The sequence below is a fragment of the Streptomyces ipomoeae 91-03 genome (assembly GCF_000317595.1).
Lineage (GTDB): Bacteria > Actinomycetota > Actinomycetes > Streptomycetales > Streptomycetaceae > Streptomyces > Streptomyces ipomoeae.
Map to the genome: position 1 here is coordinate 13,505 of NZ_AEJC01000492.1, position 25,508 is coordinate 39,012.

Here is a 25,508-nt window from a genome sequence, read left to right on the forward strand (position 1 = left end):
GGAGGGTCTGACAACGCCCCCGATCCCGCCGATGCTCAGGCCCCGGCCGGTGTCCCCGGACCCCTCAACAGCCCGTCCGTCGCCCGCCCGAACATCCGCCGGGCCAGCCACCCCAGCGGCCGGTCGAAGGCCCCCGGCAGCCATCGCACCCGCAGCTCCTCGCGCCACACCACACGACAGGCGCCGCCCTCGGAGCCGTACGGATGGACCTCGATCTCCGCCCACCCCATGACGAACGAACCGTGCTTGACGAGACGGCACCGACCCGAGCCGGTATCCTCCGGCGGCTGCCAGACCACCACCTCCATCGGGTCGTCGAAGGAGAGGGGGCCGATGCCGCTGTGGGCCACGAACACCGTGCCCTCGGCGGTCGGCGGGGGCGTACGCACCGTGACGCGGGTCAGGGGGACCACGTCGGCGTGTCGGGGCCAGTCGGTGAGGCGGTACCAGGCCTGGTCGATGGAGAGAGGGGTGAGACGTTCGAGGGTGAAGAGGACCACGAAGTTGATCGTAAGTGAACAATCAGGGATCTCGCGGGCGCAGCGGACGGTCGCCGCCCTACCATTCCTTCCCACAGGGGCGCGCAAGGTGGCAGCCCCACGGGGGAGTTGGTCGACATGCCGTTGAAGGCCTATGGCGTACTGATCGCGCGAGTGGTGGACACCCGTCGGGAGGGTGCCGACGACACGCCGCACTACCAGATCCATGTGGCGGACGATCACGGTACGCAGTACCGCGTCGCGGTGAACGTGAAGTCGCAGGAGAGCCCGTCCGAGCTGATGTATCTCGTCGAGGAGGACTTCCGGCATCCCGTCACCGCCCGGCTGGCCGGGCTCGTGAGCGGCTGGAACACACTGCCGTCGGGCCCCGGCGGACCCAACCTCGACTTCGTGCGCGGCAACCTCTTCGAGCCGTCGAGGATGCGGACCCTGCCGCCGCACCTCGAAGGCCCCGACAACGACCTCGCCGACGTCCTCGACCACTACGTGCAGCGCGCGGTCGCGGACCCCACGGCCAGGCTGTACGCCTTCGGTGAGCGCTGGGGGCCCGAGGCGGGGGTGAAGGACAAGGTCTTCGGGTTCCGGCCCGGCAACGGCGTCCACGACATCCACATGAACCAGGGGAACAGCGCCAAGTTCCGCAAGGACGACGGGGTCTGGCAGGACGGTGGGCTGCTGATCCACTTCCCGGAGCAGCAGCGCTGGGTGGCCGTCTTCCTCGCCTTCCAGAGCCAGAAGTGGAAGACGGATGACGTCACCGGCCATGCCCTGCCCGGCGACAGCCCCCGTCCCGAGCCCGGCAGCCGGCCGGTGCGGATCGTCGCGGCCCTGGTCAATCCGCGTGGCGGCGCCCCCGAGCAGGAGAGCGTCACCCTCCTCAACGCCTCACCCGACCCCGTCGACCTCACCGGGTGGCGCGTCGTCGACCGCCTGGGCCACGGCGGCCCCGTCCCACCGGGTCCCCTCGCCCCCGGCGCCACCCTCCTCGTCCCCCTCACCGACGGCGCCCAACTCGGCAACCACGGCGGCGAGATCACCCTCCTGTCCGCCGACGGCACACAGGCACACGGTGTGTCGTACACAGCGGAGGAGGCGGCCCGCGAGGGCTGGACGGTCGTGTTCTGACACACCACCGCCCGCGACCATATGCGTCTGCGACAGCCGTGCCGCCGCCGGCGACCATATGCGACCGCGGGCAGTCGTACCGCCGGGGGTGGCGGCCGTCCCGCAGAATGCGTCACCTCTGCCGCCGGGGCGGCGGCCGTCCTGCGGTGGGCGTCACTTCTGCCGCCGGGGCGGTGGCTGTCCCGGCAGGGTGCCCCCCTGCTGCCGAAGCGGTGCCCATCCTGCAGAGTTCGGCGCCCTGCCCGCCGGGGTGGCGGCCGTCCTGCGGTGGTCGTCACCTCTGCCGCCGAGGTGGCGCCCGTTCCGCAGGGCGCGGCCCCCTGTCACCAGCACGGCGCCCGTCCCACAGCGCGCGGCATCCTGCTGCCGAAGCGGTGCCCGTCCTGCAGAGTGCGGCGCCCTGCCCGCCGGGGTGGCGGCCGTCCCGCGGTGGGCGTCACCTCTGCTGCCGGGGTGGCGGCCGTTCCGCAGGTTGCGGCACCCTGCCGCTGGCACGGTGCCCATCCTCAGTGAGCATCACCCCTGCCGCCGGGCGCCGCAGCTTCGCCCCACGGTCACCCGCCGTACGTCTATCGCCCGGCGCCCCCGTACGGCACCATGAGCCCGACCAAACCCCGCCCCTCGGCCGGAAGGTGCCCCCGTGGACTCTGAACCGCACGGCAGGCTCGACGAGTTGCAGCGGGATCCGTATCCGTACTACGCGCGGGCGCGGGCGGCGGAAGGGCTCACCTACGTCGACGAGCTGGACTCCTGGCTGGTGGCGCGGGACGCCGACGTACGGGAGGTGCTGCGGCGTCCGGACGACTTCTCGTCGGCCAACGCGCTGCGGCCGGACGTGACGCCGGCGCCCGCCGCGCTGGCCGTGCTCGGCGGTGGCTTCGGCGGGCGGCCCGTCGTCGTCACCGCCGACGGGACACTGCACCATCGGCTGCGGGCGCCCATCGTGCGGGGACTGTCGCCCGCCCGCGTCGCCGCCGTCCTGCCGTACGCCGTCGAGCGGGCCGCGGCCCTGGTGGACGGCTTCGTGAAGGACGGCCGGGTCGAGCTGATGTCCGCGTACGCGGGCCGGCTGCCGGGGGACGTCATAGGGCGCCTCGTCGGGTTCGACGAGGCGGACATGCCGGCCCTCGTGCACGGCGGCTACCGCGCCGAGGAACTGCTCTTCCGCCCCATGACGGAGCCCGAACAGATCGCCGCCGCCGAGGACGTGGTCGCCCTCTCCCACCGCCTCGACGCGTTCGTCCGCGCCCGGCACACCGACCCGCGCGAGGACCTGATCACCGACCTCATCGCCTCCGTCACCGGACAGAACGGCAACCAGGACGGCCGGGACGACCAGGACGGCCGGGACGACCAGGACGGCGAGGGCAGCAAGAACGGCGGGCGGGGCGAGGACGGCCAGAACGGCGGACTGACCCTCGACCAACGGCACGAACTCGTCGCCCATCTGCAGAACTTCCTCCTCGCCGGACACCTGACGACCACGGCCCTCATCGGCACCACCGTCCTCCACCTCCTGCGCCACCGCCGCCAGTGGGAACTGCTCTGCGCCGAACCCCACCGCATCCCGGGCGCCATCGAGGAGGCCGCACGCTACGACACCGCACTCCAGGGCTTCCGACGCGTCACCACCCGCTCGGTCACCCTCGCCGACACCGAACTGCCCGCCGGATCCCCGCTGTTCCTCGCCTTCGGCGGTGCCAACCGCGACGAGGCGCGCCACCCGAACGCCGCCGACTTCGACATCACCCGCACCACCAGCCGCCGCCATCTCGCCTTCGGCCTCGGCGTCCACGGCTGCCCCGGCTCCCTGCTCGCCCGCGAACAACTCCGCATCACCCTGGAGCTGTTGACCCGCCGACTCCCCGGTCTACGCCTCGCGGACGACCAGCAGATCGTGATGCGCCCGACCTTGATCCACCGCTGCCCGGAGAGCCTCGAACTCATCTGGTGACACCCTCACGTCGTCCGGTGCTCCCTCACACGTCCAGCAACTCCCGCGCCACCACCGGCATCCCCGTCTCCAGCGACCGATTCGCCGCCAGCCCCGTCACCAGCGACCGCGCCCCGTCCACCGCGTCCGCGGCACGCCCCAGCTCGTCCGGCTCCCGCTCCCCGAACAGATCGGCGAGCATCCGTACGTCCCCGCCCCCGTGCCCGCCCTCACCCACGGCCACCTTCACCTCACGAGGCCGTTCCCAGTGCCGCCGCACCAGCAGCTCGGTCCGCCCGACCTCCTCACCGGCCTCCGCACCGTGCAGGACGGGGCTCGCACCCACGACGCGAACACGCGGCTTCGTCCACGTCGACTCCTCCACCAGCAGCTCGATGCGTCCCTCGCTGCCGTTGAAGGCGATGCGGTAGCCCTCCCAGGGGGCGTACGCGGTGAGGTGGTACGTCAGGGTCGCCCCGGAGGCGTAGCGCACGAGGACGGCCATGTCGTCCTCGATGGTCACACCGGGCCCGAAGACGTTCTGGTCCCGGTGGTAGCCGTCCTCCCGCTCGGCGTCCAGGTAGAGCGCGCTGAGGACGGGTGAGTCCTTGAGGTGCAGGGCGAAGGGATCGTCCTCGGCGGCCGGGGAGCCGTGGGCGCGGGCGTAGTCGCGGGCGAGGCCTCGGCGCCGGCCGGCCTCGTCGCCGTAGAAGAAGAGGCCGCCCTGGGCGAAGACGGTCTCGGGGCGGGTGTCGAGCCACCAGTTGACCAGGTCGAAGTGGTGGGTGGACTTGTGGACCAACAACCCGCCGGAGTTGGCCCGTTCGCGGTGCCAGCGGCGGAAGTAGTCGGCGCCGTGCCGCAGATCGAGCAGCCACTCGAAGTGCACCGAGCCGACCTCGCCGATCCCACCGCTCGCGATCAGCTCGCGGACAGCCGAATGCACCGGGTTGTAGCGGTAGTTGAAGGAGACGCGGACGTCACGGCCGGTCCGCCGCCGGGCCTCCAGGATGCGGCGGGCGCGCTCGGCGTCGGTGGTCATCGGCTTCTCGGTGACCACGTCGCAGCCCGCCTCCAGCGCGCGCACGATGTAGTGGTCGTGGGTGCGGTCCACACTCGTCACCACGACCAGGTCGACCCGCTCGCGGCGCAGCATCTCCTCGAACTCCCCGGCCCCGTAGGCCGGTACGGGCGCACGGCGGGGGTGGTCGGCCGCGATCCAGGCGTTGTGGACGGCCATGCGGTGCGCGTTGGTGTCGCAGAGACCCACCAGGTCGATCCGGTCCGCGAAGGGGCCCGTCAGCGCCTCGGTGAACATCCGGGCCCGGGCGCCGAGACCCACCACGGCGGCGCGCCGGCGACCTGCGGATCCGACGTGGTGACGACCTGTGGCCGCGGAGTGGCCGCGCCCTGCGGATCCGGTGCGGGGGTCTTGTTCTGTCATACGGACCTTCCCTAGTGTCCTACGGGGTGGAAGCGCTTTCCAGTGAAAGAGGTGACCCACTCATGCCCGGAAACAGGACGAGGAAGTCCTGCACGGCGGCCGTGGTCCTCGCCCTGTGCGCGGCGCTCGCGGGCTGTTCGGGCGGGGACGGGGCGAGCGGTGTGGGCGGCGAGGTGGTCCTGCGCTACACGTGGTGGGGCAACCCTGACCGGGCGGCCAAGACCCAGGCGGCCGTCGAGCTCTTCGAGAAGAAGAACCCCGGGATTGACGTACAGACCTCGTTCGCCGGCTACGAGGCCTACAAGCAGAAGCTCGCCACCCAGGCCGCCGGCGGCGACGCCCCCGATGTGATGCAGCTCGACTACCGGATGATCGACCAGTACGCCTCCGGCGGTGTGCTGCTCGACCTGGGAGAGCGGCAACAGACCCTGAGGACCGATGAGTTCGAGCCGGGACTGCTCGCCACCGGCAAGGTGGACGGCAAGCAGTACGCCGTCCCGCAGGGCCGTGGCACCGAGACCATGGTCTACGACACCGAGCGGTGGAAGGCGGCGGGCCTGGAGCCGCCCCGGGTGGGCTGGACCTGGAGCGAGTGGGCCGACGCCATGCGGACGGTGGCCGAGAAGACCGGGCAGCCCGGCGGCACCGACCCCGGGCAGAGCGAGGACGCCTTCGAGGTCTGGCTGCGCGGCCAGGGCAAGGTGCTGTACACCGAGGACCGCGAACTGGGGTTCACCGTCGGCGACCTGACCCGCTGGTGGACCTTCACCGACAAGCTGCGCCGGGAGGGGGCCGTCTCGCCCGCCGAGCAGACCACCCAGCTCGACGGCAGCGTCGAGAACACCCCGCTGGGCCGGGGAAAGGCCGCCTCGGACGTCAACTGGGACGCTCCCGCCAGCGGTTACCTCGCCCTCGTCCCCACCGGCATCTCCCTCGCCCCCATGCCCTCGGGCGAGGACGGCACACCCGGCCAGTACTTCAAGCCCTCCATGTTCATGGGCGTGGCCGCCGACTCCGGACATCCCGAGGAATCGGCAAAGCTCGTCGACTTCATGCTCAACGACCGGGAGGCCGCACGGATCCTCGGCGCGACCCGTGGCATCCCCGTCAACGAGTCGATCCGCGAGGAGATCGCCGCCGACCTCAAGGACTTCGACAAGACCATCTACGACTACCAGGCCACCGTCGAAGGAAAGCTCGACTCCCCGCCCCAGGCGCCCCCTTCCGGCGACAGCGCCCTGCAGACCACCTTCCAGCGGGACTACGACCAGGTGTCGTACGAGCTGATGTCGCCCCGTGAGGCCGCCGAGAACTACATCACCGAGGCGAAGGCGGAGTTGAGGTCATGACCACCACACAACTGCCGACGACCGAACGCGGCAGGGGAGTCACCCCACCCGACCGACCCGCCCGGAAGCGCCGGCGCGAGGGCGCGGCCTGGGTGTTCCTGTCCCCCTGGGTGCTGGGTGCCTGCGTGCTGACGCTGCTCCCGATGGCCGTCTCCCTCTACCTCTCCTTCACCGACTACGACCTGTTCACCTCCCCGAACTGGGTGGGCCTGCGCAACTACACGCAGATGTTCACCGAGGACCCGCGCTACTGGCGCTCGGTGGTGGCGACCCTGACGTACGTCGTCATCGCCGTCCCGCTGCAACTGGGCCTCGCCCTCCTGGTGGCGCTCGCCCTGAAGAACATGAAGCGCGGCAAGGGCTTCTACCGCTCCGCCTTCTACGCCCCCTCCCTCCTCGGCGCGTCCATGTCCATCGCCCTGGTCTGGCGGGCGATCTTCAACGACGGCGGCACGGTCGACAACCTCCTCGGCACCGGCGGCTGGGTCTTCAAGCCCGGCTGGGCGCTGCTCGCGGTGGCCCTGCTGACGGTGTGGCAGTTCGGCGCCCCGATGGTCATCTTCCTCGCCGGACTCCAGCAGATCCCGGGGGAGTTGTACGAGGCGGCCGAGGTGGACGGTGCGGGCCGCCTGCGGCAGTTCCTGTCGATCACGGTGCCGATGCTGTCGCCGGTGATCTTCTTCAACCTGGTCCTCCAGACCATCCAGGCGTTCCAGGTCTTCACCCCCGCCTTCGCGGTCAGCGCCGGCAAGGGCGGCCCCGCCGACTCCACCCTCTTCTACACGCTCTACCTCTACGACCGCGGCTTCGTCGCCTCCCACATGGGCTACGCCTCCGCCATGGCCTGGGCCCTGCTGATCGTGATCGGCGCGGTCACCGCCATCCTCTTCCGCACCTCCCGCTCCTGGGTCTTCTACGCCTCTGACACCGATGAGGGAGCCCGATGACCACCGCCACCTCGACTCCCGCCCCCCGCAAGCCGATCGCCTGGGGACGCGTGGCCCTGCACATCGGCTGTCTGGCCGCGCTGCTCGTCATGCTCTATCCGCTGGCCTGGCTCCTCGCGACCTCGCTGAAGCCGGCGAACGAGGTCATCGCGAGCCTCGATCTGCTGCCCAGCCGTCTGGAATGGTCCAACTACGAGACGGCCCTGGACGGCGTCAACGACGTCTCGGTCGGCCGGCTGCTCGGCAACTCCCTGCTGATCGCCGGCGGCGCGGTCGTCGGGAACGTCCTGTCCTGCTCCCTGGCGGCGTACGCCTTCGCGCGCCTGCGGTTCCGCTTCCGGGGGCCGCTGTTCGCGTTCATGATCGCGACGATCATGCTGCCGCATCACGCGGTGCTGATTCCGCAGTACATCATCTTCAACCAGCTCGGCATGGTGAACACCTACTGGCCGCTGATCCTGCCGAAGTTCCTCGCCACGGAGGCCTTTTTCGTCTTCCTCATCGTGCAGTTCATGCGCGGGCTGCCGAGGGAACTGGAGGAGGCGGCACGGATCGACGGCTGCGGACCGTTCCGGAGTTTCTTCCTGGTGATTCTCCCGCTGACGCGGCCCGCCCTGATCACCACGGCGATCTTCACCTTCATCTGGACCTGGAACGACTTCTTCACCCAGCTGATCTATCTCTTCTCACCCGAGAAATTCACGCTCACCCTGGCCCTGAGGTCGTTCGTGGACGCGTCGAGCACCTCGGCCTTCGGCCCGATGTTCGCGATGTCGGTGATCGCCCTGCTCCCGATCGTGCTGTTCTTCCTCGCCTTCCAGCGCTTTCTGGTGGAGGGCATGGCCAATTCCGGGATCAAGGGATGAGGGGATGAGCGGCATGCGGACCAGCCGGGAGGCGGGCGAGATCTTCGGGCCCCGGATGACGCTGTTCGCGGATGTGCTGAGCGTGGGCATCGCCGTGACGGTGGTGAGCCTGCCGCTGGTGACCTTGCCGGCGGCGCTGTCGACGGCGTGTGCGGTGCTGCGCGGAGCGCGGGAGGGGCGTCCGGCCACGGCCGGGCGGTTCTTCGCGGCGTTCGGGCGGCGGCTGCGCCTCGGCGATCTCGCCGCCGGGCTCGTGGCCTGCGCCGCCGTGGCCCTCGTCCTGCTCGACCTCGCTCTCGTCGACGCCGGACTGCCGGGCGGCGCCGCCTTCGCACTCCTCGCCACCGCCATCGCCCTGTGCGCGGCCGTGGCCGGTCTGCGGGCCTGCGCCCGCCCCGAGTCCGTCGACGACTGGCCCGGGGCGGTGCGGCGGGCGGCGCGGGCCGCCGCACGGGACGTGGGAGGCAGCGGGCTGGTGGTGCTGGCCCTGGCGGCTGCCGTGCTGTGCGCGTGGATGCTGCTCCCGCTGGTGGTCCTCGTACCCGGGTTGCTGGCCCTCGCGCTCACCGCTGTGGACGTACGGGAGGAAACGGGGAAAGGGAAGCCGGAGGAGGAGGCCTGGGCAGTAGAAGGAGACCTGGAAGAGGGATCTAGAACGAGTACGGCCCGAAGCGGCCCCAGGCCACCACGGCGGCCAGGATCAGGATCACCAGGTTCGGGATGATCGCCTGGGTCTCCTTGCGGCGGTTGTGCACGATCATCGCGCCGATCATGGTGAGGACCAGGCCGGTCGCGGCGAGCGGCACGAAGATCGGGGCGATGTCCAGCACGGCCGGCAGGATCAGGCCGATGCCGGCCAGGAACTCCAGGACGCCGATGGTCCTGACCGCGCCCGGGGAGAAGTCCTCGACCCAGGCCATGCCGGAGGCGGCGAGCTTCTCCTTGGGCTGGGTGGCCTTCATCAGACCGGCGGCGAGGAGACCGGCGATGATCCACAGAGTGACATTCACGTGGGTTTCCATCTGTTGAATTGAAGATTCAAGTTATATGGGGGGTCAAGATAAGTCTGCTTCAGTTGAACTGTCAAGCCATTGGGTCCATGATCCTTTTGTTGGGCACGTAGAGTGTGCGCCATGGAGACACCGCCCCAGCCCCGTTGGCTGAACGTCGAGGAGATGGAGACCTGGCACGCACTGGCCGGGGTGATGATCAGACTGCCGAGTGCCCTGGACACGCAGTTGCAGCGCGACGCCGGCATCAGCCACATGGAGTATCTGGTGATGACGGCGCTCTCCCAGAGCGACGAACGCACCCTGCGGATGAGCGAGTTGGCCGCGAACGCCGGATCCTCGCTGTCCCGGTTGTCCCATCTGGTGAAGCGGCTGGAGAAGAGCGACTGGGTGCGCCGTGCGCCGGACCCCGAGGACGGCCGCTACACCCTGGCCACCCTCACGGACGCCGGATACGCCAAGGTCGTCGACACCGCGCCGGGGCATGTGGAAGCCGTACGACGGTATGTGTTCGACGCGCTCACCAAGGCGCAGCAGCGGCAGTTGAAGGACATCGGGCAGCGCATCTGGTCGGCCGTCGCGCCGAACGACCGCTGCCGGTTCAAGGGCTGACCCCCATGGCGTGAATCCGCCGGTCGGGCCTCAGTCGCCCGGGGGCGGGGCCGTCGTCCCCCTGACCTCCAGGGTCGGGGTGGTCAGGACGACCTTGCCGGGGCGGGTCGGGTCGGCGATGCGGTCGAGCAGGCACTGGGCGGCCCGGCGGCCCACGTCGTGGCTGGAGTTGTCCACGCTGGTGAGCCAGAGGTGACGCAGCCGCGCGAGATACGTGTTGTCGTATCCGACGAGGGAGAGGTCGCGCGGCACGTCCAGGCCCAGTTCCTCGGCGGCGGAGAGGGCGCCCACGCAGGCCATGTCGTTGAACGCCACGATGGCGGTGGGGCGTTCGGGGCTGCTGAGCAGCCGGACCGTGGCGCGGTAGCCGCCCTCCTCGGTCAGGTCGCCGTGCTCGACGGACGCGCTGTCGGACAGCCCGTGCTCGCGCATCACCGTCTCGAAGCTGCGGCGGCGCAGCGCGCCCACCACGCCGTCGCCCGCGATATGGGCGATGCGCCGGTGGCCGAGGGAGATCAGGTGCTCGGTGGCCAGCCGGGCGCCGTACTGGTCGTCGCCCGCGACGACGTCCACATGGGGGAGCGCGGGCTCACGGGCGCCCGCGACCACCGTGGGGACGAGACCGGCCGCCGTGCGCAGCGCCTCGGACGGCGGCAGGGTGCCCACCGCGATCAGACCGTCGACCCGCAGTTCGGTGAAGGTGCGGGTGAGGTCCTCGCCCAGCCGCCGGTTGAGGTTGCCGTCGGCCAGCAGCATCCGCAGACCGTTGTCGTGCAGCTTGGAGTTCAGCCCGTCCAGCAGTTCCACGAACCAGGGGTTGCGCATGTCGTTGAGGAGGACGCCGACCGTACGGGTGCGGCGCTCGCTGAGGCTGCGCGCGGCGGCGTTGGGCCGGTAGCCCAGTTCGTCCACGGCCGTCAGTACGGCCTCCCGCTTCTCGGGTCGCACCTGGTCGGAGCCGCGCAGCACCAGGGAGACCAGGGACTTCGACACGCCGGCCCGTTCGGCGACATCGCGGATCGTCGGGCGTCTCATGGCGTGGACCGTTCCACAGGCCCCGTGGCGTTGTCAAAGAGCTTGACAGTGAAGGAGAGGGGGTTCCAAGGTGGGCGGCGTACGTTCTGGAACGGTCCAAAACAGGGGCCGGTGAGGTCCGAAGAAGGGCAGTCATGGTCAGTGCGCTCGGGGTCGCCGTCGTGGGGTTCGGCTGGATGGGACGGGTGCACACCCAGGCGTACGCCCGTGTGCCGCACCACTTCCCGCAGCTGCCCGTACGGCCGGAGCTGGTCACCGTCGTCGAGGAGGTGCCCGGACGCGCCGAGGAGGCGGCGGATCGGTTCGGGTTCGCCGTCACCGCCCGGGACTGGCGCGAGGTCGCGGCCGACCCCCGCGTCCAGGCCGTGAGCATCACCGCGCCGAACTTCCTGCACCGGGAGATCGGTGTCGCCATGGCCGAGGCCGGCAAGCACATCTGGATCGAGAAGCCCGTCGGCCTCACCGCCGCCGACGCCCGGGCCGTGGCCGACGCGGTCGCCAAGGCCGGCGTCCAGGGCGCCGTCGGTTTCAACTACCGCAACGCGCCCGCCGTCGCCGCCGCCCGCGAACTGATCGCCTCCGGTGGGATCGGCACGGTCACACATGTCCGGATCCGCCTCTTCAGTGACTACGCCGCCCACCCCGAGGGCGCCCTGACCTGGCGGTACGAGCGTGAGCGCGGCGGCAGCGGCGTCCTCGGCGACCTGGCCTCGCACGGCGTGGACCTCGCCCGCTTCCTCCTCGGCGACATCGTCTCCCTCACCGCCGACACCGCGATCTTCGTCCCCGAACGGGCCCGCCCCACCGGCGCCACCGCCGGCCACACCCGTGCGACCGGCGGTGAACTCGGCCCCGTCGAGAACGAGGACTACGTCAACTGTCTCCTTCGCTTCGCCTCCGGCGCCCGCGGGGTACTGGAGGCCAGCCGGGTCTCCGTCGGCGAGCAGAACAACTACGGCTTCGAGGTCCACGGCACCAAGGGCGCCGTCTTCTGGGACTTCCGCCGCATGGGCGAGCTGGGCGTCAGCAAGGGCGACGCCTACCAGGACCAGTCCGTGAACACCCTCTTCGTCGGCCCCGGCCACGGCGAGTACGCCGCCTTCCAGCCGGGCTCCGCCAACGCCATGGGCTACGACGACCTCAAGGTCATCGAGGCGTACCGCTTCCTGCGCTCCATCGCCGAGGGCACCCCGTACGGCACCACCCTGGATGACGCCGTGCACAGCGCCACCGCGCTGGACGCCATGAGCCGCTCGGCGGAGTCCGGGGCGTGGGTGAACCTCTGACGGCGACGGGCCCCGGACCTGAACCAGTCGCGTACGAGCTGCCGGAGCCTCGGTCGCGGATGAGCCGCCGGAAGGGGCAGTTGCGCACGAGCCGCCGGAGGGGTCAGTTGCGCACGAGCCGCCGGAGGGGTCAGTTGCGGACGAAGAGCCGGAAGGGTCAGTTACGGACCAGGAGTTGGAAGTCGAAGGAGTAGCGCGAGGCCCGGTAGATATGGGTGCCGTACTCGACCGCGCGGCCGGTGTCGTCGTACGCCGTGCGTTGCATGGTGAGGAGGGCGGCACCCTCGGGCTCGCCCAGCCGCTCGGCCTCCTCCGGGGTGGCGTTGCGGGCGCCGACGGTCTGGTGGGCGCTGTGCAGGCTGATGCCGGCGTTGCGCAGCATCCGGTACAGGCCCGTCGACTCCAGCCGCTCGGTGTCGAGGTCCAGCAGACCGGCCGGGACGTGGTTGCACAGGAACGCCACCGGCTGGGCATGGGTGAGGCGCAGCCGCTCGAACCGGTGCACCTCGGCGCCCTCGGCGATGCCCAGGGCCGCCGCGACCTCGGCGGAGGCGGGCCCGACCTCGCTCGACAGCACCTGGGTCGTGGGCTGCTGACCGGCCGCCTCCAGGTCGTCGTAGAGACTGCTCAGCTCCAGTGGACGCTTGACCTGGCTGTGCACCACCTGCGTGCCCACGCCCCGGCGGCGTACGAGGAGGCCCTTGTCGACGAGCGACTGGATGGCCTGCCGCACGGTCGGCCGGGACAGACCGAGGCGGCCCGCGAGATCGATCTCGTTGCCCAGCAGACTGCCCGGGCCCAGCACTCCGTGCTCGATCGCGGACTCCAGCTGCCGGGCCAGCTGGTAGTACAGCGGCACCGGGCTGGTCCGGTCGACGCTGAGATCGAGCTTCTCCGTACTCCCTGTCGTCGCGCTGGTCACGCCATGAGAGTAACTGTCCGTTCGCATGACAGGAAGCCCTGTCATCGCATTGTCCGGACAATCAGTCGGGCCGAGGCGCGAGACGGGTCTCCGTCCCAGCAGGCTTTGTTCTGACATTCGGACCTGCTCCTGAAATGATGTCTTAACAAAGTATTGACAGGTGGGTGTGCCAGGGGTTTGTATCCCGTCCCAACGAAGCAGCGCCGTCGGCCTACCGGCACAATGATCCGGACTTCACGTCCGGGCACGCGGCGGGCACCCCTGCCCGACGCTGTCCCGTTCCCTTTCCCCCTGTCGCACAGTGAGGTGCAGGAAAGATGGACCGCACGTTTCACCCCCGCTCGCGCAGAGTGGTTCCCTTCTTCGCCATGGCTGCGGTGTCCGCACTGCTCATAGCAGGCTGCTCCAGCGAATCCGGTGGCAAGAAGGCCGAGGAGAGCGGATCGAACGCCTCCGCGGGCAAGGCCGACACCCCGCAGATGACGGTCGCGATGGTGACCCACGCCGGCCAGGGTGACACCTTCTGGGACATCGTCCGCAAGGGCGCCGAGACGGCCGCCGCCAAGGACAACGTCAAGCTCGTCTACTCGAACGACCCGAACGCGGCCAACCAGGCCAACCTCGTCCAGAACGCGATCGACCAGAAGGTCGACGGCATCGCGGTCACCCTCGCCAAGCCGGACGCGATGAAGGACGTCATCGCCAAGGCGGAGAAGGCCGGCATCCCCGTCGTCGGTCTCAACTCCGGCATGGACGTGTGGAAGGAGCAGGGCCTGCTCTCGTTCTTCGGGCAGGACGAGTCGGTCTCCGGTGAGGCCTTCGGCAAGAAGCTCAACGAGACCGGCGCGAAGCACGCCGTCTGTGTGATCCACGAGCAGGGCAACGTCTCCCTGGAGGCGCGCTGCGCCGGTGTGAAGAAGACCTTCGAGGGCAAGACGGAGAACCTCTACGTCAACGGCACGGACATGCCGTCGGTGAAGTCCACCATCACCGCGAAGCTCAAGCAGGACTCCTCCATCGACGAGGTCGTCACCCTCGGCGCTCCGATCGCGCTGACGGCGGTGCAGTCGGTGGACGACGCGGGCAGCAAGGCGAAGGTCGCGACGTTCGACCTGAACAAGGAGCTGACGGACGCCATCAAGGCCGGTGACATCGAGTTCGCCGTGGACCAGCAGCCCTACCTGCAGGGCTACCTGGCCGTGGACTCGCTGTGGCTCTACAAGAACAACGGCAACTACAGCGGTGGTGGCGAGGAGCCGGTTCTGACCGGTCCGGCGTTCGTCGACAAGGACAACGTCGACACGATCGCCTCGTTCGCCGCGAAGGGTACCCGGTGATCTGATCATGACCCAAGCGACGGCACCGGCGGCGAGTTCCTCGCCGCCGGCTCCGCCGGCCGCCCACAAGGACGGCCGCACCACGCAGCGTTCCCTGGGGCGCCGGCTGCTGGCCCGCCCCGAGGTCGGCGCGCTGATCGCCGCGATCGGCGTGTACGTCTTCTTCTTCGCGGTGGCGCCCTCGTTCCGGGAGACCGGGGCCCTGGCCACCGTGCTCTACCAGGCCTCCGTCATGGGCATCATGGCCCTGCCGGTGGCGTTGCTGATGATCGGCGGGGAGTTCGACCTGTCCGCCGGTGTCGCGGTGACCACCTCCGCGCTCACCGCCGCCATCTTGAGTTTCCAGCTGACGGTGAACGTGTGGACGGGCGTGCTCGTCGCCCTGGTCGTCTCACTGGCGGTGGGGGCGTTCAACGGCTGGCTGCTGATCAGGACCGGGCTGCCGAGCTTCCTGGTGACGCTGGGCTCGTTCTTGATCCTCCAGGGCTCCAACCTCGCCGTGACGAAGATCTTCACCGGCAATGTGGCCAGTGACTCGATCGCGGACATGGACGGCTTCGACCAGGCCAAGAGCGTCTTCGCCTCCGAGATCTCCCTCGGCGGCGTCGACTTCAAGATCACGATCTTCTACTGGCTGGTCTTCGCCGGGATCGCGACCTGGCTGCTGCTGCGCACCAAGTTCGGCAACTGGATCTTCGCCGTCGGCGGCAACAAGGACTCCGCCCGCGCGGTGGGTGTGCCCGTCAACTTCACCAAGGTCGCGCTGTTCATGGGCGTCGGGCTGGGCGCCTGGTTCGTCGGCATGCATCTGCTGTTCTCGTTCAACACGGTGCAGTCGAACGAGGGCGTGGGAAACGAGTTCCTGTACATCATCGCCGCGGTGATCGGCGGCTGCCTGCTCACCGGCGGCTACGGCTCCGCGATCGGCCCGGTCATCGGTGCCTTCATCTTCGGCATGGTCAACCAGGGCATCGTCTACGCCGGCTGGAACCCCGACTGGTTCAAGGCCTTCCTCGGCGTGATGCTCCTGCTCGCCGCCCTCGTCAATCTGTGGGTCCGCCACCAGGCGACCCGGAGGTGAGGACCCCATGACAGACACCACCGAACCGGTCGTCGAGCTGCGCGGCGCGGGCAAGTCCTACGGCAACATCCGCGCCCTGCACGGAGTGAGCCTCAAGGTGCGCCCCGGCAAGGTCACCTGCGTGCTGGGCGACAACGGCGCCGGCAAGTCCACCCTCATCAAGATCATCTCCGGGCTGCACCAGCACACCGAGGGCGAGTTCCTCGTCGACGGCCGCCCCGTACGCTTCACCACCCCCCGCGAAGCCCTCGACGCCGGGATCGCCACCGTCTACCAGGACCTGGCCACCGTCCCCCTGATGCCGGTCTGGCGCAACTTCTTCCTCGGCTCCGAAATCACCCGCGGCCCCTGGCCCGTCCGCCGCCTCGACATCGACAAGATGAAGCAGACCGCGGACACCGAACTGCGGAACATGGGCATCGTGCTGGACGACCTCGACCAGCCCATCGGCACCCTCTCCGGCGGCCAGCGCCAGTGCGTGGCCATCGCCCGCGCCGTCTACTTCGGCGCCCGCGTCCTCATCCTGGACGAGCCCACCGCCGCCCTCGGGGTGAAGCAGTCCGGCGTGGTGCTGAAGTACATCGCCGCCGCTCGCGACCGCGGCCTGGGCGTCATCTTCATCACCCACAACCCCCACCACGCCTACATGGTCGGCGACCACTTCAGCGTCCTGCGCCTGGGCACCCTGGAACTGTCCGCCGCCCGCGACCAGGTCGGCCTGGAAGAGCTCACCAACCACATGGCCGGCGGTGCCGAACTCGCCGCCCTCAAACACGAACTCGCCCAAGTCCAAGGCGTCGACGTCGAGGAACTCCCCGAGGAGGAAGACCTCGCCGCACCCGTGGCGACATCGAAGGACGGGGCCGCGTGACGAAAGCACGGCCGTCGGGGCCGTGAGATGACGAGGGGCCGCCTTTCCGGGCGGCCCCGTCGTCTTGGCGGGCCCAGGGCCTCAGCTCTGTGGGGGCCGGGGACGTCGGCTTCATGGGGCCGGGGCCGTCGGTTTCGTGGGGCCCCAGGGTCGTCAGTCCTGTTGAAGTACAGTCAATTTCGGCCCCGAATCACACCGTTGGGATCTCCGGGCGGAGCCGTCATTCCTCTTGCCGTACGTCCCGTACGTGTCAGATCTCCAAGTCCCCCTGTTTCCCGTGCTCTTGGCAAGGCGTTTGTGCTGCTCCCACCCGAGGTGGGGACGGTCGAACGGCCCGTCGTCCCGCCGAGGCGGCGGCGCTCGACGACGGCTTCTTGAATCGGACTTGGCTGGCGATCGCCTTGCTGTTCGGTTACCGGGCCGTCACCATGAGGTGTGCCGCCCGGAGCCGTACGCCGAGGAGACGCCTATGGACAGCTACGAGCAGCCCTTCGCCACGAGCGTCGTCAGGGACTTGCACGACACCTCGCTGGATGAGGTACCGGAGTCCGCTCAGGAATCGGCTCTGGCAAGGATGCTCGCGGGGGGCGGAGAACCGGTGGCCGCCTTCCAGTCGTCGCTCTGACCGGGCCGACCGGAACCTCAAGGGAAACCGTACCGGTGATCGCGGCGACGCGGCCCTTCCGCCAGTTCGTGATCAAAGTGCACAGCCGTTGCGACCTGGCCTGTGACCACTGCTATGTCTACCAGCACGCCGACCAGAGCTGGCGCGGGCGTCCGGTGACCATGTCGGAGGAGACGTTCCGTCGTACGGCCGACAGGATCGCCGAGCACGCCTCGGCACACCGCCTCGCCCGCGTCCACGTCGTCCTGCACGGTGGCGAGCCCCTGCTCGCCGGGCGGGAAAAGCTGCGCCGCTTCGCCCGCGAACTGCGCTCCGCGCTGCAGGGCGTGGCCGAGCTCGATCTGCGGATGCAGACCAACGGGCTGCGGCTGGACGAGGAGTTCTGCGCGATGCTCGCGGAGGAGTCCATCGTCACCAGCATCTCGCTCGACGGCGACGAGGCGTCCAACGACCGCCACCGGATCAGACGGGACGGCTCCGGCTCGTACCGGGACGTGGTGCGCGCGGTGCGGCTGCTGGGCGCCCCCGCCCACCGGAGCGCCTTCGGCGGGCTGCTCTGCACGATCGACGTCGAGAACGACCCGGTGGAGGTCTACCGGGCCCTCGCCGAACTGCGCCCGCCCGCCGTCGACTTCCTGCTCCCGCACGCCACCTGGGAGCATCCCCCGCCCCGCCCCGGCGGTGAGACCGACTACGCCGACTGGCTGATCGCCGTGCACAAGCAGTGGACCGCGGACGGCATGCCGATGCGCATCCGGATGTTCGAGTCGATCAGCCGACTGACCCGCGGCCGGGGCAGCCTCACCGAGGCACTGGGGCTGGGCAGTTCGGATCTGCTGGTGATCGAGGCCGACGGCTCCATCGAACAGGCGGACTGGCTCAAGACGGCCTACCCGGGCGCCCCCGAGACCGGCCTGCACATCGCCACCCACCGCCTGGAGGAGGCCGCCGAGCACCGGGGCATCCAGGCCCGCCGCGCCGGACTGGACGGACTGAGCGCGCAGTGCCGTGCCTGCCCCGTCGTGTCGGTCTGCGGCGGCGGCCTCTACGGGCACCGCCACCGCGGGTCCAACGGCTTCGACAACCCCTCCGTCTACTGCGCCGACCTGCTGAAGATCATCGAGTACGTCCAGACCAGCGAACGCGACGACGCCGCCGTCCGCCACGGCTGGCACGGTCTGACCTGGACCCACTTCGACGAACTGGCCGCCGGATACGGCAGCACGGCGGCCGTCCGGTCACTGGCCGCCGCCCAGAACAGCCAGCGACGGGCCTTGCTGGCGGCGGCCCGCCGCGCGGACACCCCGGGCCCCTCGGACTCGCCGGACTCCGCCCCCGGCTGGGAGGCGATCCTCGCGCTGCCCACCGCCGCGCTGGACGTGCTGCTCGCCGACCCGTATCTACGCGTGTGGGCCCTCGCCTGTTGGCAGTCGACGCGGCGGGCCGAGGGCCACCCGGCCGAGGCCGCGCTGTCGGCCGTCGTCCGCACCGGCGGACGGCTGACCCTGCCCGTCCCGCTGCGGCACGGCCCCGAGGGCCCTGCGATCCATCTGCCCAGCATGGGGCGGCTGCTGCTGGCCGCCGAGAGCCGCGAGCGGCGGGCCGGGACCCTCACCGTGACCGCCGCCGATGCCGCGATCACCGTCGAGGGCCACACCCTGGGCCGGGAGCGGCCACCCGCCGGCATGGTCTGGCAGCCACTGCGACACCTGGCCGCGGATGGCCTGGATGTGGCCCTGGACGACGTCGACCCGTCCCGCGACTGCTACGGGTACGAGCCGCTTCCCCGGCTCTCCGAGGCCGAATTCGGCCGCTGGGAGCAGATGTTCGGAGAGGCCTGGCAGCTGATCCGCACCGAGTACCCCGACTACGCCCAGGCGATCGCCGCCGGGCTGACCACGGTGACCCCGCTCGCCCCCGCGCCCTCCGGCGACGACGTCAGCGCCACCTGCCGGCACGCCTTCGGGGCGGTCGGCATCGCCCTGCCCCGCTCGGCCGAGGATCTGGCGATGCTGATCATCCACGAGTACCAGCACGTCAAACTGGGCGCGATGCTCGACATGTTCGACCTCCTCGACGGCCTCGACGAGCGCCGCTACCGCGTGCTCTGGCGGCCCGACCCGAGGCCCCTCGACGCCATCGTCCAGGGCGCGTACGCCCACCTCGCGGTCGCCGACGTCTGGCGGATCAGGGTCCGCCGCGGTGCGTCGGGGGTGGGCGCGGCCCTGTACGAACGCTCCCGGGCCGAGGCGGACAAGTGGCGTACGGCTGTGCTGGACGCCCTCGACACCGTGGCCGGAACCGGCTCCCTGACCGCTCTGGGGCACCGCTTCGTCCGGGGGCTGCGGGGCGAGGCGGAAACCCTGGGTGGTGTGGCCGAAACCGGCCCCGTCGCGGTGTAATGGTGGGCCAACTCCCGCTCTCCGTACCGGTGTCCGATACAACTTGGTCTCGTCAACCCCTGGCACCGGCAGTGGTTTTCGCGTTCCAATGGATCCTGGAGGAGATCCAGCTGCGATGGTCGGGGCCTGGGAGGGGCCCGAGGTGGGCGACGGGGGAGGGGAAGGCGAGTCCATGGTTTATCCGGCTTCTCAAGGTGCGACGGCTTCCTCCGATCCGTATGTGTTCTTCATGAGCTATGCGCGGACTCCGCGGATGGGGACCCGGCTGAAGAAAGACCCGTCGGATGTGGCGCTGGAGGAATTCCACGCCCAGTTATGCAGCTACATCATGCAGTTGACCGACCATGACGGCGAGGAATCGCCCGGGTTCCTCGACCAGAGAATGGGTGTCGGCGTCGACTGGGAGAACAGGCTCAAACAGGCCCTGTCCACCTGTCGGGTCTTCGTGCCGATCTACACCTCCCGGTATTTCAGGAGGGAATGGTGCGGCAAGGAATGGGACGCCTTCGCGCGGCGTCAGCAGGAGCAGCTCCGCACCCGGCCGTACACGGGCAACGCGATCGTCCCCGTCCTGTGGGTGGGGCCACAGCACCTGACTCTGCCGGCAGTGGCGGCGAAGGTGCAGTACGCCCACCCCGATCTGGGTAAGGAATACCTGCAGTCCGGTCTCTACGGACTGAGGCAGGCGGGCCGTCACGCCAAGTACCGCAGCTCCGTGTGGGCGCTCGCCCAGATGATTGTCAAAGTGGCTCAGCAGACCAGCCTCGAACCGTGCGACGTGAAGCTGTTCCAAGACCTCCGGAACGTCTTCGAGGGGGATTAGCAGGATGCCGATGTTCTTCTTGAGCTATGCACGGGTTCCTGCTCCCCGACACCGGGACGCCTCGCAGGACCCCAATCGCCTGGTCTTCCAGTTCTTCGACGAACTGTGCGCCAAAGTGGCGCGTCATGCGAGAGTGCCCCGGGAGGAGGCGGGTTTCGTCGAGCGGCCCGGGACTCCCGGAGAGAAGTCGATCAAGGCGCTCCTGGGATGCCAGGTCTTCGTTCCGCTGTACTCCAAACGGTACTTCAGCAATCCCCAGTGCGGGCGCCAGTGGACCGCCGTCACCCAGGGGGCCATGCAAGGGGTCCGGCCGAGCATCGTCCCGGTGCTGTGGACGCCGTATTCGCCCACGTCGCTCCCCAAGCGGGTCAAGGACCAGTACCCCGAGATGCCGGAAGGCATCGGTGAGGCTGCCGAGAACTACGCCGCCCAGGGGCTGCACCGACTGCTCGACCAGATGCTCGACCTGACCGAGCGACCGGACCCGGAGGACGAGCACGCGGCGGCCCAGGTCTCCGCCCAGGTCGCCCAGGTGACCGACTGGCTCGCCCGGCGCATCGTCGACCAGGCCGCCCTGGTGCCCGAGCCGTCGAGGCCGTCCGGTGGAGCGAAACCGGTGCAGCCGATGACGCTGGCCGGGCTGGACGACGCCTTCGCCGACCCGCCCTCCGCCTCCCCGCTGCACATCACCGTGCTCGCCCCGACCGAGGAACAGTTACCGGTCGGCCGGGACAACAGCCGCTATGGACCACGTGTCGACGACTGGCGGCCCTACGGTCCGGCCGTCGGCCCGCTGGTCGAGCAGATGGAGGCCCTGGCCCGCAATCTCGGCTTCGAGCCCACCGTCGTGCCCTTTCACAAGATCCAGGCGGAGCTGCGCAGCAAGGAGCTCCCGACCGCCCCCTGGATCCTGGTGGTGGACCCCTGGGCGCTGGAGAATCCCCAAATGGCCATCCAGGCACGGGAGTTCGACAGGGTGCGCCAGCCATGGACGGCGGTGCTGAGTACCCTGGCGGGGGACGATCTGCAGACCAAGGAGCAGTCCGATCGGCTGCGTGGACTGCTGATGGCGAACTTCCCCCGCTTCCTGAGCGAGGGCCGGCCGGGAGAGCAGGAAGCGGTGCGCGGGCTGGCCGGCGCGGATGTCTTCACCCGCTGGTTCAGCGAACTGGCTGAGGCGACCAAGATCCGCTACTTGCGGTACATTCATTCGCAATTGTCCCGGAGCGGCACGGGCGCCCGGGACGTTCCGGAATCCGGTGCGGACCTGCCCCGACGGCCCGACGCCGGCCGGGACGACGGGGCATCGAGCGACGGAAGTCGCGTGGAGGGCAGGCCATGACCGGCGAGGACGCGCGCAGGATCATCACGTTCTACTCGTACAAGGGCGGTACGGGACGGACGATGGCGCTCGCCAACACGGGCTGGATCCTGGCCTCGTCCGGCAAGAGCGTCCTGGTGGTCGACTGGGACCTCGACGCACCGGGCCTGGACCGCTTCCTGCACCCCTTCCTGAGCGAGAGTCAACTGCGCACGACGCCCGGGGTGCTCGACCTCGTCAGCCGGTCGATGCCCCAGACTCCGAGCATCACGGAGTCGGGGCGCCAGATGGAGCTGGGTTCTGATTCGTCCGCCACGCTCGACGCGTGGACGGCCGACAGCATCTCCCTCAACAGCTGCCTCATCCAGGTCGACTGGGACTTCCCCTCGGGCGGCCAGCTCTACTACCTCCCGGCCGGCACGAAGAACAAGGGCTACCTCGCGGCGTTCTCGCAGTTCGACTGGAAGCCCTTCATGGACGGGCCGCTGGCCACCAGATTCCTGGAAGGGCTCAAGCGCGAGTTCGTCGAGAACTTCGACTACGTCCTCATCGACAGCCGCACCGGACTCAACGACATCTCCGACATCTGCACCGTCAGCCTCCCGCACACCCTGGTCACCTGCTTCACCCCGAGCAGCCAGAGCATCGAGGGCGCGGCCGGCGTCGCCGAACGCATCGACGGGATGTACGGCAACCGCGACATCCGGATCCTGCCCGTCCCCATGCGGGTGGAGAACGCCGAGGCCGACCGGCTGGACGCCGCCCGGGGGCAGATCCAGTACCGCTTCGACCGAGTCGTGCGCAAGCACGTCCCCGACGGAGACCCGGAGGACTACTGGCGCAGCGTCGAGATCCCGTACGTGCCGATCTACTCGTACGAGGAGACCCTGGCCCCGTTCCGCGAACTGCCCGGGGACCCCAAGAGCCTGCTCGCCGCCTACGAGAGACTCACCGCGGTCATCACGGACGGCCAGGTCGAGTCGATGCCGCGCATCGACGAGCCGCTGCGCCGCAAGACCCTCGACCGGTACACCCGCCACCGCCCACCGCGCATCTCCGATGTGTACGTCAGCTTCGTCCCCCAGGACCGGAGTTGGGCCAACTGGGCGGGCTCGGTCCTGGAGCAGGCGGGCTTCAAGGTCCATCTGGCCCAGGAGGGCACCGCCGAGGGCGCACAGCTGCGGGACGAGATCGAACGCGGTGTCGAGTCTGCCTCGCACACCCTGGTCATCTTCTCCGAGGCCTACCTCAGGTCGTCCCGCTTCCGCACCACCTGGGAGGCGGTCTACGCGGAGGGCGACCGGCGCGCCCACCAGTTGATCTCGATGCAGGTCGACCGGACGGTGTCACTGGACGCGCCCTTCACGGAACTGCTCGCCGACATGACCCGCTGCGACACGGGAGAGGTGGGCCGTGAGGCCTTGCTGTCCTGCTTCGGTCCCACCACGGAGGCGGCGACGGGCAATCACTTCACCGGGGGCGAGCAGAAGCTGCCGCGCTACCCGGGCGCCGAGCCGCCGGTCTTCTCGGTCCCGCTGCGCACGTCGTCGTTCACCGGCCGTACGGAACTGCTGGAGACCATCCGCGAGAAGCTGTGGAACGAGGAGAACCGGGCGCTGGTGCTGAAGGGCATGGGCGGCGTCGGGAAGACCCTGCTGGCCCAGGAGTTCGCGTACCGCTACAAGAGCGACTACGACGTCATCTGGCACATCCAGGCCGAACAGCCGGACCTGGTCACCGAGCAGTACGCGAGCATGGCCGAACCACTCGGTCTGCCGATGAGGACGAATCCGACCGACACGGCCAAGGCCGTGTACGAGGCGCTCGACCGCGGTGAGCCCTACAGCAGTTGGCTGCTGATCCTGGACAACGTCACGGAAGCCGAGAAACTCCCTGAATTCATGCTGGACGGCCGGGGCGGCCACATTCTGATCACCAGCCAGCGAGCGGAGGGCTGGGGACGTTTCGTGGACACCGTCGACGTCCCCGTGTTCGAGCGAGACGAGAGCATCGCCCACCTGCACAGCCGACTGCCCGACTGCGGTTGGACGGAGGCGGACCAGATCGCGGAGGCTCTGGGCGACCTGCCCATCGCGATCGAACGGGCCGCGGCCTACATCGAACAGACCAGGGTCGACGTCCGCAGCTACATCCAACAGCTCCAGCCCCACGCCACCGGCGCCCCTGCCGACAACACGGTCGGCGAGGTCGTCAAGTCCAGCACTCACACCTGGGAGTTCGCGCTCGGACAACTGCGCGAGAAGTTCCCACCGGCGGTGCAACTCCTGCAGATCTGCTCGTACTACAGTCCCGAGCCGATCTCGATGGACCTGCTGGAGGGCTTCGAGGTCTCCCGGGCGCTCGGCGGCGTTCGCACGGTCTCCCGTTCGTACAAGGAGCTGAGCAAGTTCTCGCTGGTCACGGTGGACCGCAAGGCCCGGAGCGTGACGGTGCACCGGATGATGCAGGTCGCCATGCGCGAGGAGATGACCGAAGCGGAGCGCGAGGCGGCGCAGGAGGTCGTCTATCGCTCGCTGGTCGCCGCCAGGCCGAGCGGCGACGACCCCGAGAACCCCAACAACTGGGAGAAGTACCGCATCATCTGGCCGCATCTCGGCACACCGTGGGCCGAGACCTCGCCCGACGAAGGCATCAAGGAACTCTTCGTGGACCGGGTCCGCCAGCTGCGCCGTCGCGGCGAACTCACCCAGGCCATGGACTACGGCGCCCGGCGCGTGGCCGCCTGGTCCGCGGACGGCGCGCCGGACGAACGCTGGACCCTGCACATGCGGTTCCAGATCGCCAACATCCTGCGCGCCCAGGGCAGGTACGAGGAGTCGCTCGCCCTGGACCAGGAGGTCCTTGAGCGGCAACTCGCCGTGCTCGACGACGTGGACGATCAGCACATCCTCATGACCACCAGTAGCATCGCCGCCGACCTGCGGGGTCTGGGGCGGCTGTCGGAGGCTCTGCGCTACGACGAGGAGACGTACGAGAGGTACGAGCAGATCTACGGCGAGGACCACGCGCGCACGCTCAGCGCGGCCAACAACCTCGCCGTCGCCCTGAGGCTGTCCGGTGACTACCACAGGGCACGCGACCTCGACCGCAGGACGCTGGAACTGCGCGAGGCGATCCAGCTCCACGACCACCCCCTGACCATCGAGTCGGCGGTGAACCTGGGCCGCGATCTGCGTGACTGCGGGGACTACGAGGAATCCGTGACGCTGCTGAAGCGCGCCTACGACCGCTGTCTGCGCAATCCTCGCCTCACTCAGGGCTCGCCGACCGTGCTGAACACGGCCAAGGGCCTGGCCGGTTCACTGCGCAGGGCGGGCCGGCCGGCGGAGGCCGAGGAACTCGTGCGTCATGTGCTGCGGAGCACACCCGACGGAGAGAAGCAGTCGTCCTCGGAACAGCTGCTGCTGGAGATGAGCCTGGCCGGCGACATGGCCGCCCAGGGCCGCGTCGACGAGGGGCTGAAGCTGATCCGCAGGGTGCAGGAAGACCTGAGAGACAGCCTGGGCGAAGGGCACTCCCAGACGGTGGCCTGCTCCGTCAACTACGCGGTCCTGCTGCTCCACGACGTCGTGGCCATCAGCCCGGAAATGGCGGCCGAGGCGCAGGAGCTGCTGCGCCAGGCCGAGGAGAGGTTCTCCAAACTCAATGGCGAGCACCATCCCTATGTGCTCATCTGCCGTGCGAACCTGGCCGTCGCCGAGGCGGCGCTCGACAAGTGGGAGGACGCCCGCAGGACCAGCTTCGCGGCGTACGAACTGCTCAAGGAGGTTCTTGAGCCCCTGCACCCGTCGACGCTGACCTGCGCCGGGAATCTCGCCGTCATCCTGAGTCGGCTGGGCCGCGCCGACGAGGCGCGTACCAAGCACCATGACACGCTGGCGGCGCTGAGCAAGCGCGTCGGCAGGGAGCACCCCCGGGTACTGGCCCTGCAGGCGTGGGAGCTGAGCTGTCTCGACCTGGAGCCGCACCCCATCTAGCCGTCCCCAGTGGGCGTGTAG

At 69.5% G+C, this 25,508-nt stretch carries 21 protein-coding genes; 16 read left to right on the forward strand and 5 right to left on the reverse strand.

Annotated features, from left to right (window positions below; translation table 11 throughout):
* Nucleotides 1-35: 35 nt before the first annotated feature.
* A complete protein-coding gene (locus tag STRIP9103_RS32245) occupies nt 36-500 on the reverse strand; it encodes an SRPBCC family protein (RefSeq protein WP_009327446.1) in 465 nt (154 codons plus the stop codon).
* 117 nt (nt 501-617) lie between these two features.
* Here STRIP9103_RS32245 and STRIP9103_RS32250 point away from each other — a divergent pair, with 117 nt between their 5' ends.
* A complete protein-coding gene (locus STRIP9103_RS32250; RefSeq protein WP_009327437.1) occupies nt 618-1,625 on the forward strand; it encodes a DUF2278 family protein in 1,008 nt (335 codons plus the stop codon).
* Nucleotides 1,626-2,265: 640 nt separating this feature from the next.
* Nucleotides 2,266-3,579, forward strand: a complete 1,314-nt coding sequence (locus STRIP9103_RS32255; RefSeq protein WP_009327452.1) for a cytochrome P450 — start codon at nt 2,266-2,268, stop codon at nt 3,577-3,579.
* Nucleotides 3,580-3,604: 25 nt separating this feature from the next.
* Here the strand turns inward: STRIP9103_RS32255 and STRIP9103_RS32260 are convergent, their stop codons facing one another.
* Nucleotides 3,605-5,002, reverse strand: a complete 1,398-nt coding sequence (locus STRIP9103_RS32260) for a Gfo/Idh/MocA family protein (RefSeq protein WP_078614125.1) — start codon at nt 5,000-5,002, stop codon at nt 3,605-3,607.
* A 62-nt stretch (nt 5,003-5,064) separates the two neighbouring features.
* On the opposite strand from STRIP9103_RS32260, the gene STRIP9103_RS32265 reads away from it, so the two are divergent.
* Genes STRIP9103_RS32265 through STRIP9103_RS32280 form a run of 4 tightly spaced genes read left to right on the forward strand, consistent with a single transcriptional unit; the run spans nt 5,065 to nt 8,888 of the window.
* Nucleotides 5,065-6,351: an ABC transporter substrate-binding protein gene (locus STRIP9103_RS32265; protein WP_048821375.1), complete on the forward strand. Its 1,287-nt coding sequence runs from the start codon at nt 5,065-5,067 to the stop codon at nt 6,349-6,351.
* Nucleotides 6,348-7,298 (forward strand): carbohydrate ABC transporter permease, encoded by a 951-nt coding sequence (locus STRIP9103_RS32270; protein WP_009327470.1) that lies wholly within the window; start codon nt 6,348-6,350, stop codon nt 7,296-7,298. The genes STRIP9103_RS32265 and STRIP9103_RS32270 overlap by 4 nt, the downstream gene beginning before the upstream one ends.
* Nucleotides 7,295-8,164 (forward strand): carbohydrate ABC transporter permease, encoded by an 870-nt coding sequence (locus STRIP9103_RS32275; RefSeq protein ID WP_009327444.1) that lies wholly within the window; start codon nt 7,295-7,297, stop codon nt 8,162-8,164. Before STRIP9103_RS32270 ends, STRIP9103_RS32275 begins: the two co-directional genes overlap by 4 nt.
* Nucleotides 8,165-8,168: 4 nt before the next feature.
* Complete coding sequence (locus tag STRIP9103_RS32280; protein ID WP_234022357.1) at nt 8,169-8,888, forward strand: hypothetical protein; 720 nt, start codon at nt 8,169-8,171, stop codon at nt 8,886-8,888.
* On the opposite strand, the gene STRIP9103_RS32285 is transcribed toward STRIP9103_RS32280, so the two are convergent.
* Nucleotides 8,815-9,174, reverse strand: a complete 360-nt coding sequence (locus STRIP9103_RS32285) for a DoxX family protein (protein WP_009327439.1) — start codon at nt 9,172-9,174, stop codon at nt 8,815-8,817. The two genes, STRIP9103_RS32280 and STRIP9103_RS32285, sit on opposite strands and share 74 nt — an antisense overlap.
* A gap of 123 nt (nt 9,175-9,297) precedes the next feature.
* Between STRIP9103_RS32285 and STRIP9103_RS32290 the strand changes: the two genes are divergently transcribed.
* Nucleotides 9,298-9,786 carry a MarR family winged helix-turn-helix transcriptional regulator gene (locus STRIP9103_RS32290; RefSeq protein WP_009327456.1) on the forward strand — a complete coding sequence of 163 codons (489 nt, stop codon included), beginning with the start codon at nt 9,298-9,300 and terminating at the stop codon, nt 9,784-9,786.
* A 30-nt stretch (nt 9,787-9,816) separates the two neighbouring features.
* On the opposite strand, the gene STRIP9103_RS32295 is transcribed toward STRIP9103_RS32290, so the two are convergent.
* On the reverse strand, nt 9,817-10,821 hold the full coding sequence (locus STRIP9103_RS32295; protein WP_009327457.1) for a LacI family DNA-binding transcriptional regulator: 1,005 nt from the start codon (nt 10,819-10,821) through the stop codon (nt 9,817-9,819).
* A gap of 134 nt (nt 10,822-10,955) precedes the next feature.
* On the opposite strand from STRIP9103_RS32295, the gene STRIP9103_RS32300 reads away from it, so the two are divergent.
* Nucleotides 10,956-12,107: a Gfo/Idh/MocA family protein gene (locus tag STRIP9103_RS32300; RefSeq protein ID WP_009327438.1), complete on the forward strand. Its 1,152-nt coding sequence runs from the start codon at nt 10,956-10,958 to the stop codon at nt 12,105-12,107.
* A gap of 157 nt (nt 12,108-12,264) precedes the next feature.
* On the opposite strand, the gene STRIP9103_RS32305 is transcribed toward STRIP9103_RS32300, so the two are convergent.
* Nucleotides 12,265-13,056 (reverse strand): GntR family transcriptional regulator, encoded by a 792-nt coding sequence (locus STRIP9103_RS32305; protein ID WP_086019341.1) that lies wholly within the window; start codon nt 13,054-13,056, stop codon nt 12,265-12,267.
* A 290-nt stretch (nt 13,057-13,346) separates the two neighbouring features.
* Between STRIP9103_RS32305 and STRIP9103_RS32310 the strand changes: the two genes are divergently transcribed.
* The 8 genes from STRIP9103_RS32310 (at nt 13,347) to fxsT (ending at nt 25,487) form a co-directional block, all read left to right on the forward strand.
* Nucleotides 13,347-14,366 carry a sugar ABC transporter substrate-binding protein gene (locus STRIP9103_RS32310; protein ID WP_009327463.1) on the forward strand — a complete coding sequence of 340 codons (1,020 nt, stop codon included), beginning with the start codon at nt 13,347-13,349 and terminating at the stop codon, nt 14,364-14,366.
* 7 nt (nt 14,367-14,373) lie between these two features.
* A complete protein-coding gene (locus tag STRIP9103_RS32315) occupies nt 14,374-15,447 on the forward strand; it encodes an ABC transporter permease (RefSeq protein WP_009327455.1) in 1,074 nt (357 codons plus the stop codon).
* A 7-nt stretch (nt 15,448-15,454) separates the two neighbouring features.
* Nucleotides 15,455-16,318, forward strand: coding sequence for an ATP-binding cassette domain-containing protein (locus STRIP9103_RS32320; protein ID WP_009327443.1), 864 nt, complete (start codon nt 15,455-15,457; stop codon nt 16,316-16,318).
* A 469-nt stretch (nt 16,319-16,787) separates the two neighbouring features.
* The gene (gene fxsA, locus STRIP9103_RS45625) at nt 16,788-16,943 is read left to right on the forward strand and encodes an FxSxx-COOH cyclophane-containing RiPP peptide (RefSeq protein ID WP_009327459.1); all 156 of its coding nucleotides are present in this window, start codon (nt 16,788-16,790) and stop codon (nt 16,941-16,943) included.
* Nucleotides 16,944-16,978: 35 nt separating this feature from the next.
* Nucleotides 16,979-19,345, forward strand: coding sequence for an FxsB family cyclophane-forming radical SAM/SPASM peptide maturase (locus tag STRIP9103_RS32325; RefSeq protein WP_009327471.1), 2,367 nt, complete (start codon nt 16,979-16,981; stop codon nt 19,343-19,345).
* A 115-nt stretch (nt 19,346-19,460) separates the two neighbouring features.
* Nucleotides 19,461-20,168 (forward strand): TIR-like protein FxsC, encoded by a 708-nt coding sequence (locus STRIP9103_RS32330; protein ID WP_234022358.1) that lies wholly within the window; start codon nt 19,461-19,463, stop codon nt 20,166-20,168.
* A 4-nt stretch (nt 20,169-20,172) separates the two neighbouring features.
* Nucleotides 20,173-21,510 carry an FxsC protein gene (gene fsxC / locus STRIP9103_RS32335; RefSeq protein WP_009327441.1) on the forward strand — a complete coding sequence of 446 codons (1,338 nt, stop codon included), beginning with the start codon at nt 20,173-20,175 and terminating at the stop codon, nt 21,508-21,510.
* Entirely contained in the window at nt 21,507-25,487 is a 3,981-nt protein-coding gene (gene fxsT, locus STRIP9103_RS32340) for an FxSxx-COOH system tetratricopeptide repeat protein (protein WP_009327469.1), read from the forward strand. The genes fsxC and fxsT overlap by 4 nt, the downstream gene beginning before the upstream one ends.
* The last annotated feature ends 21 nt before the right edge of the window (nt 25,488-25,508 follow it).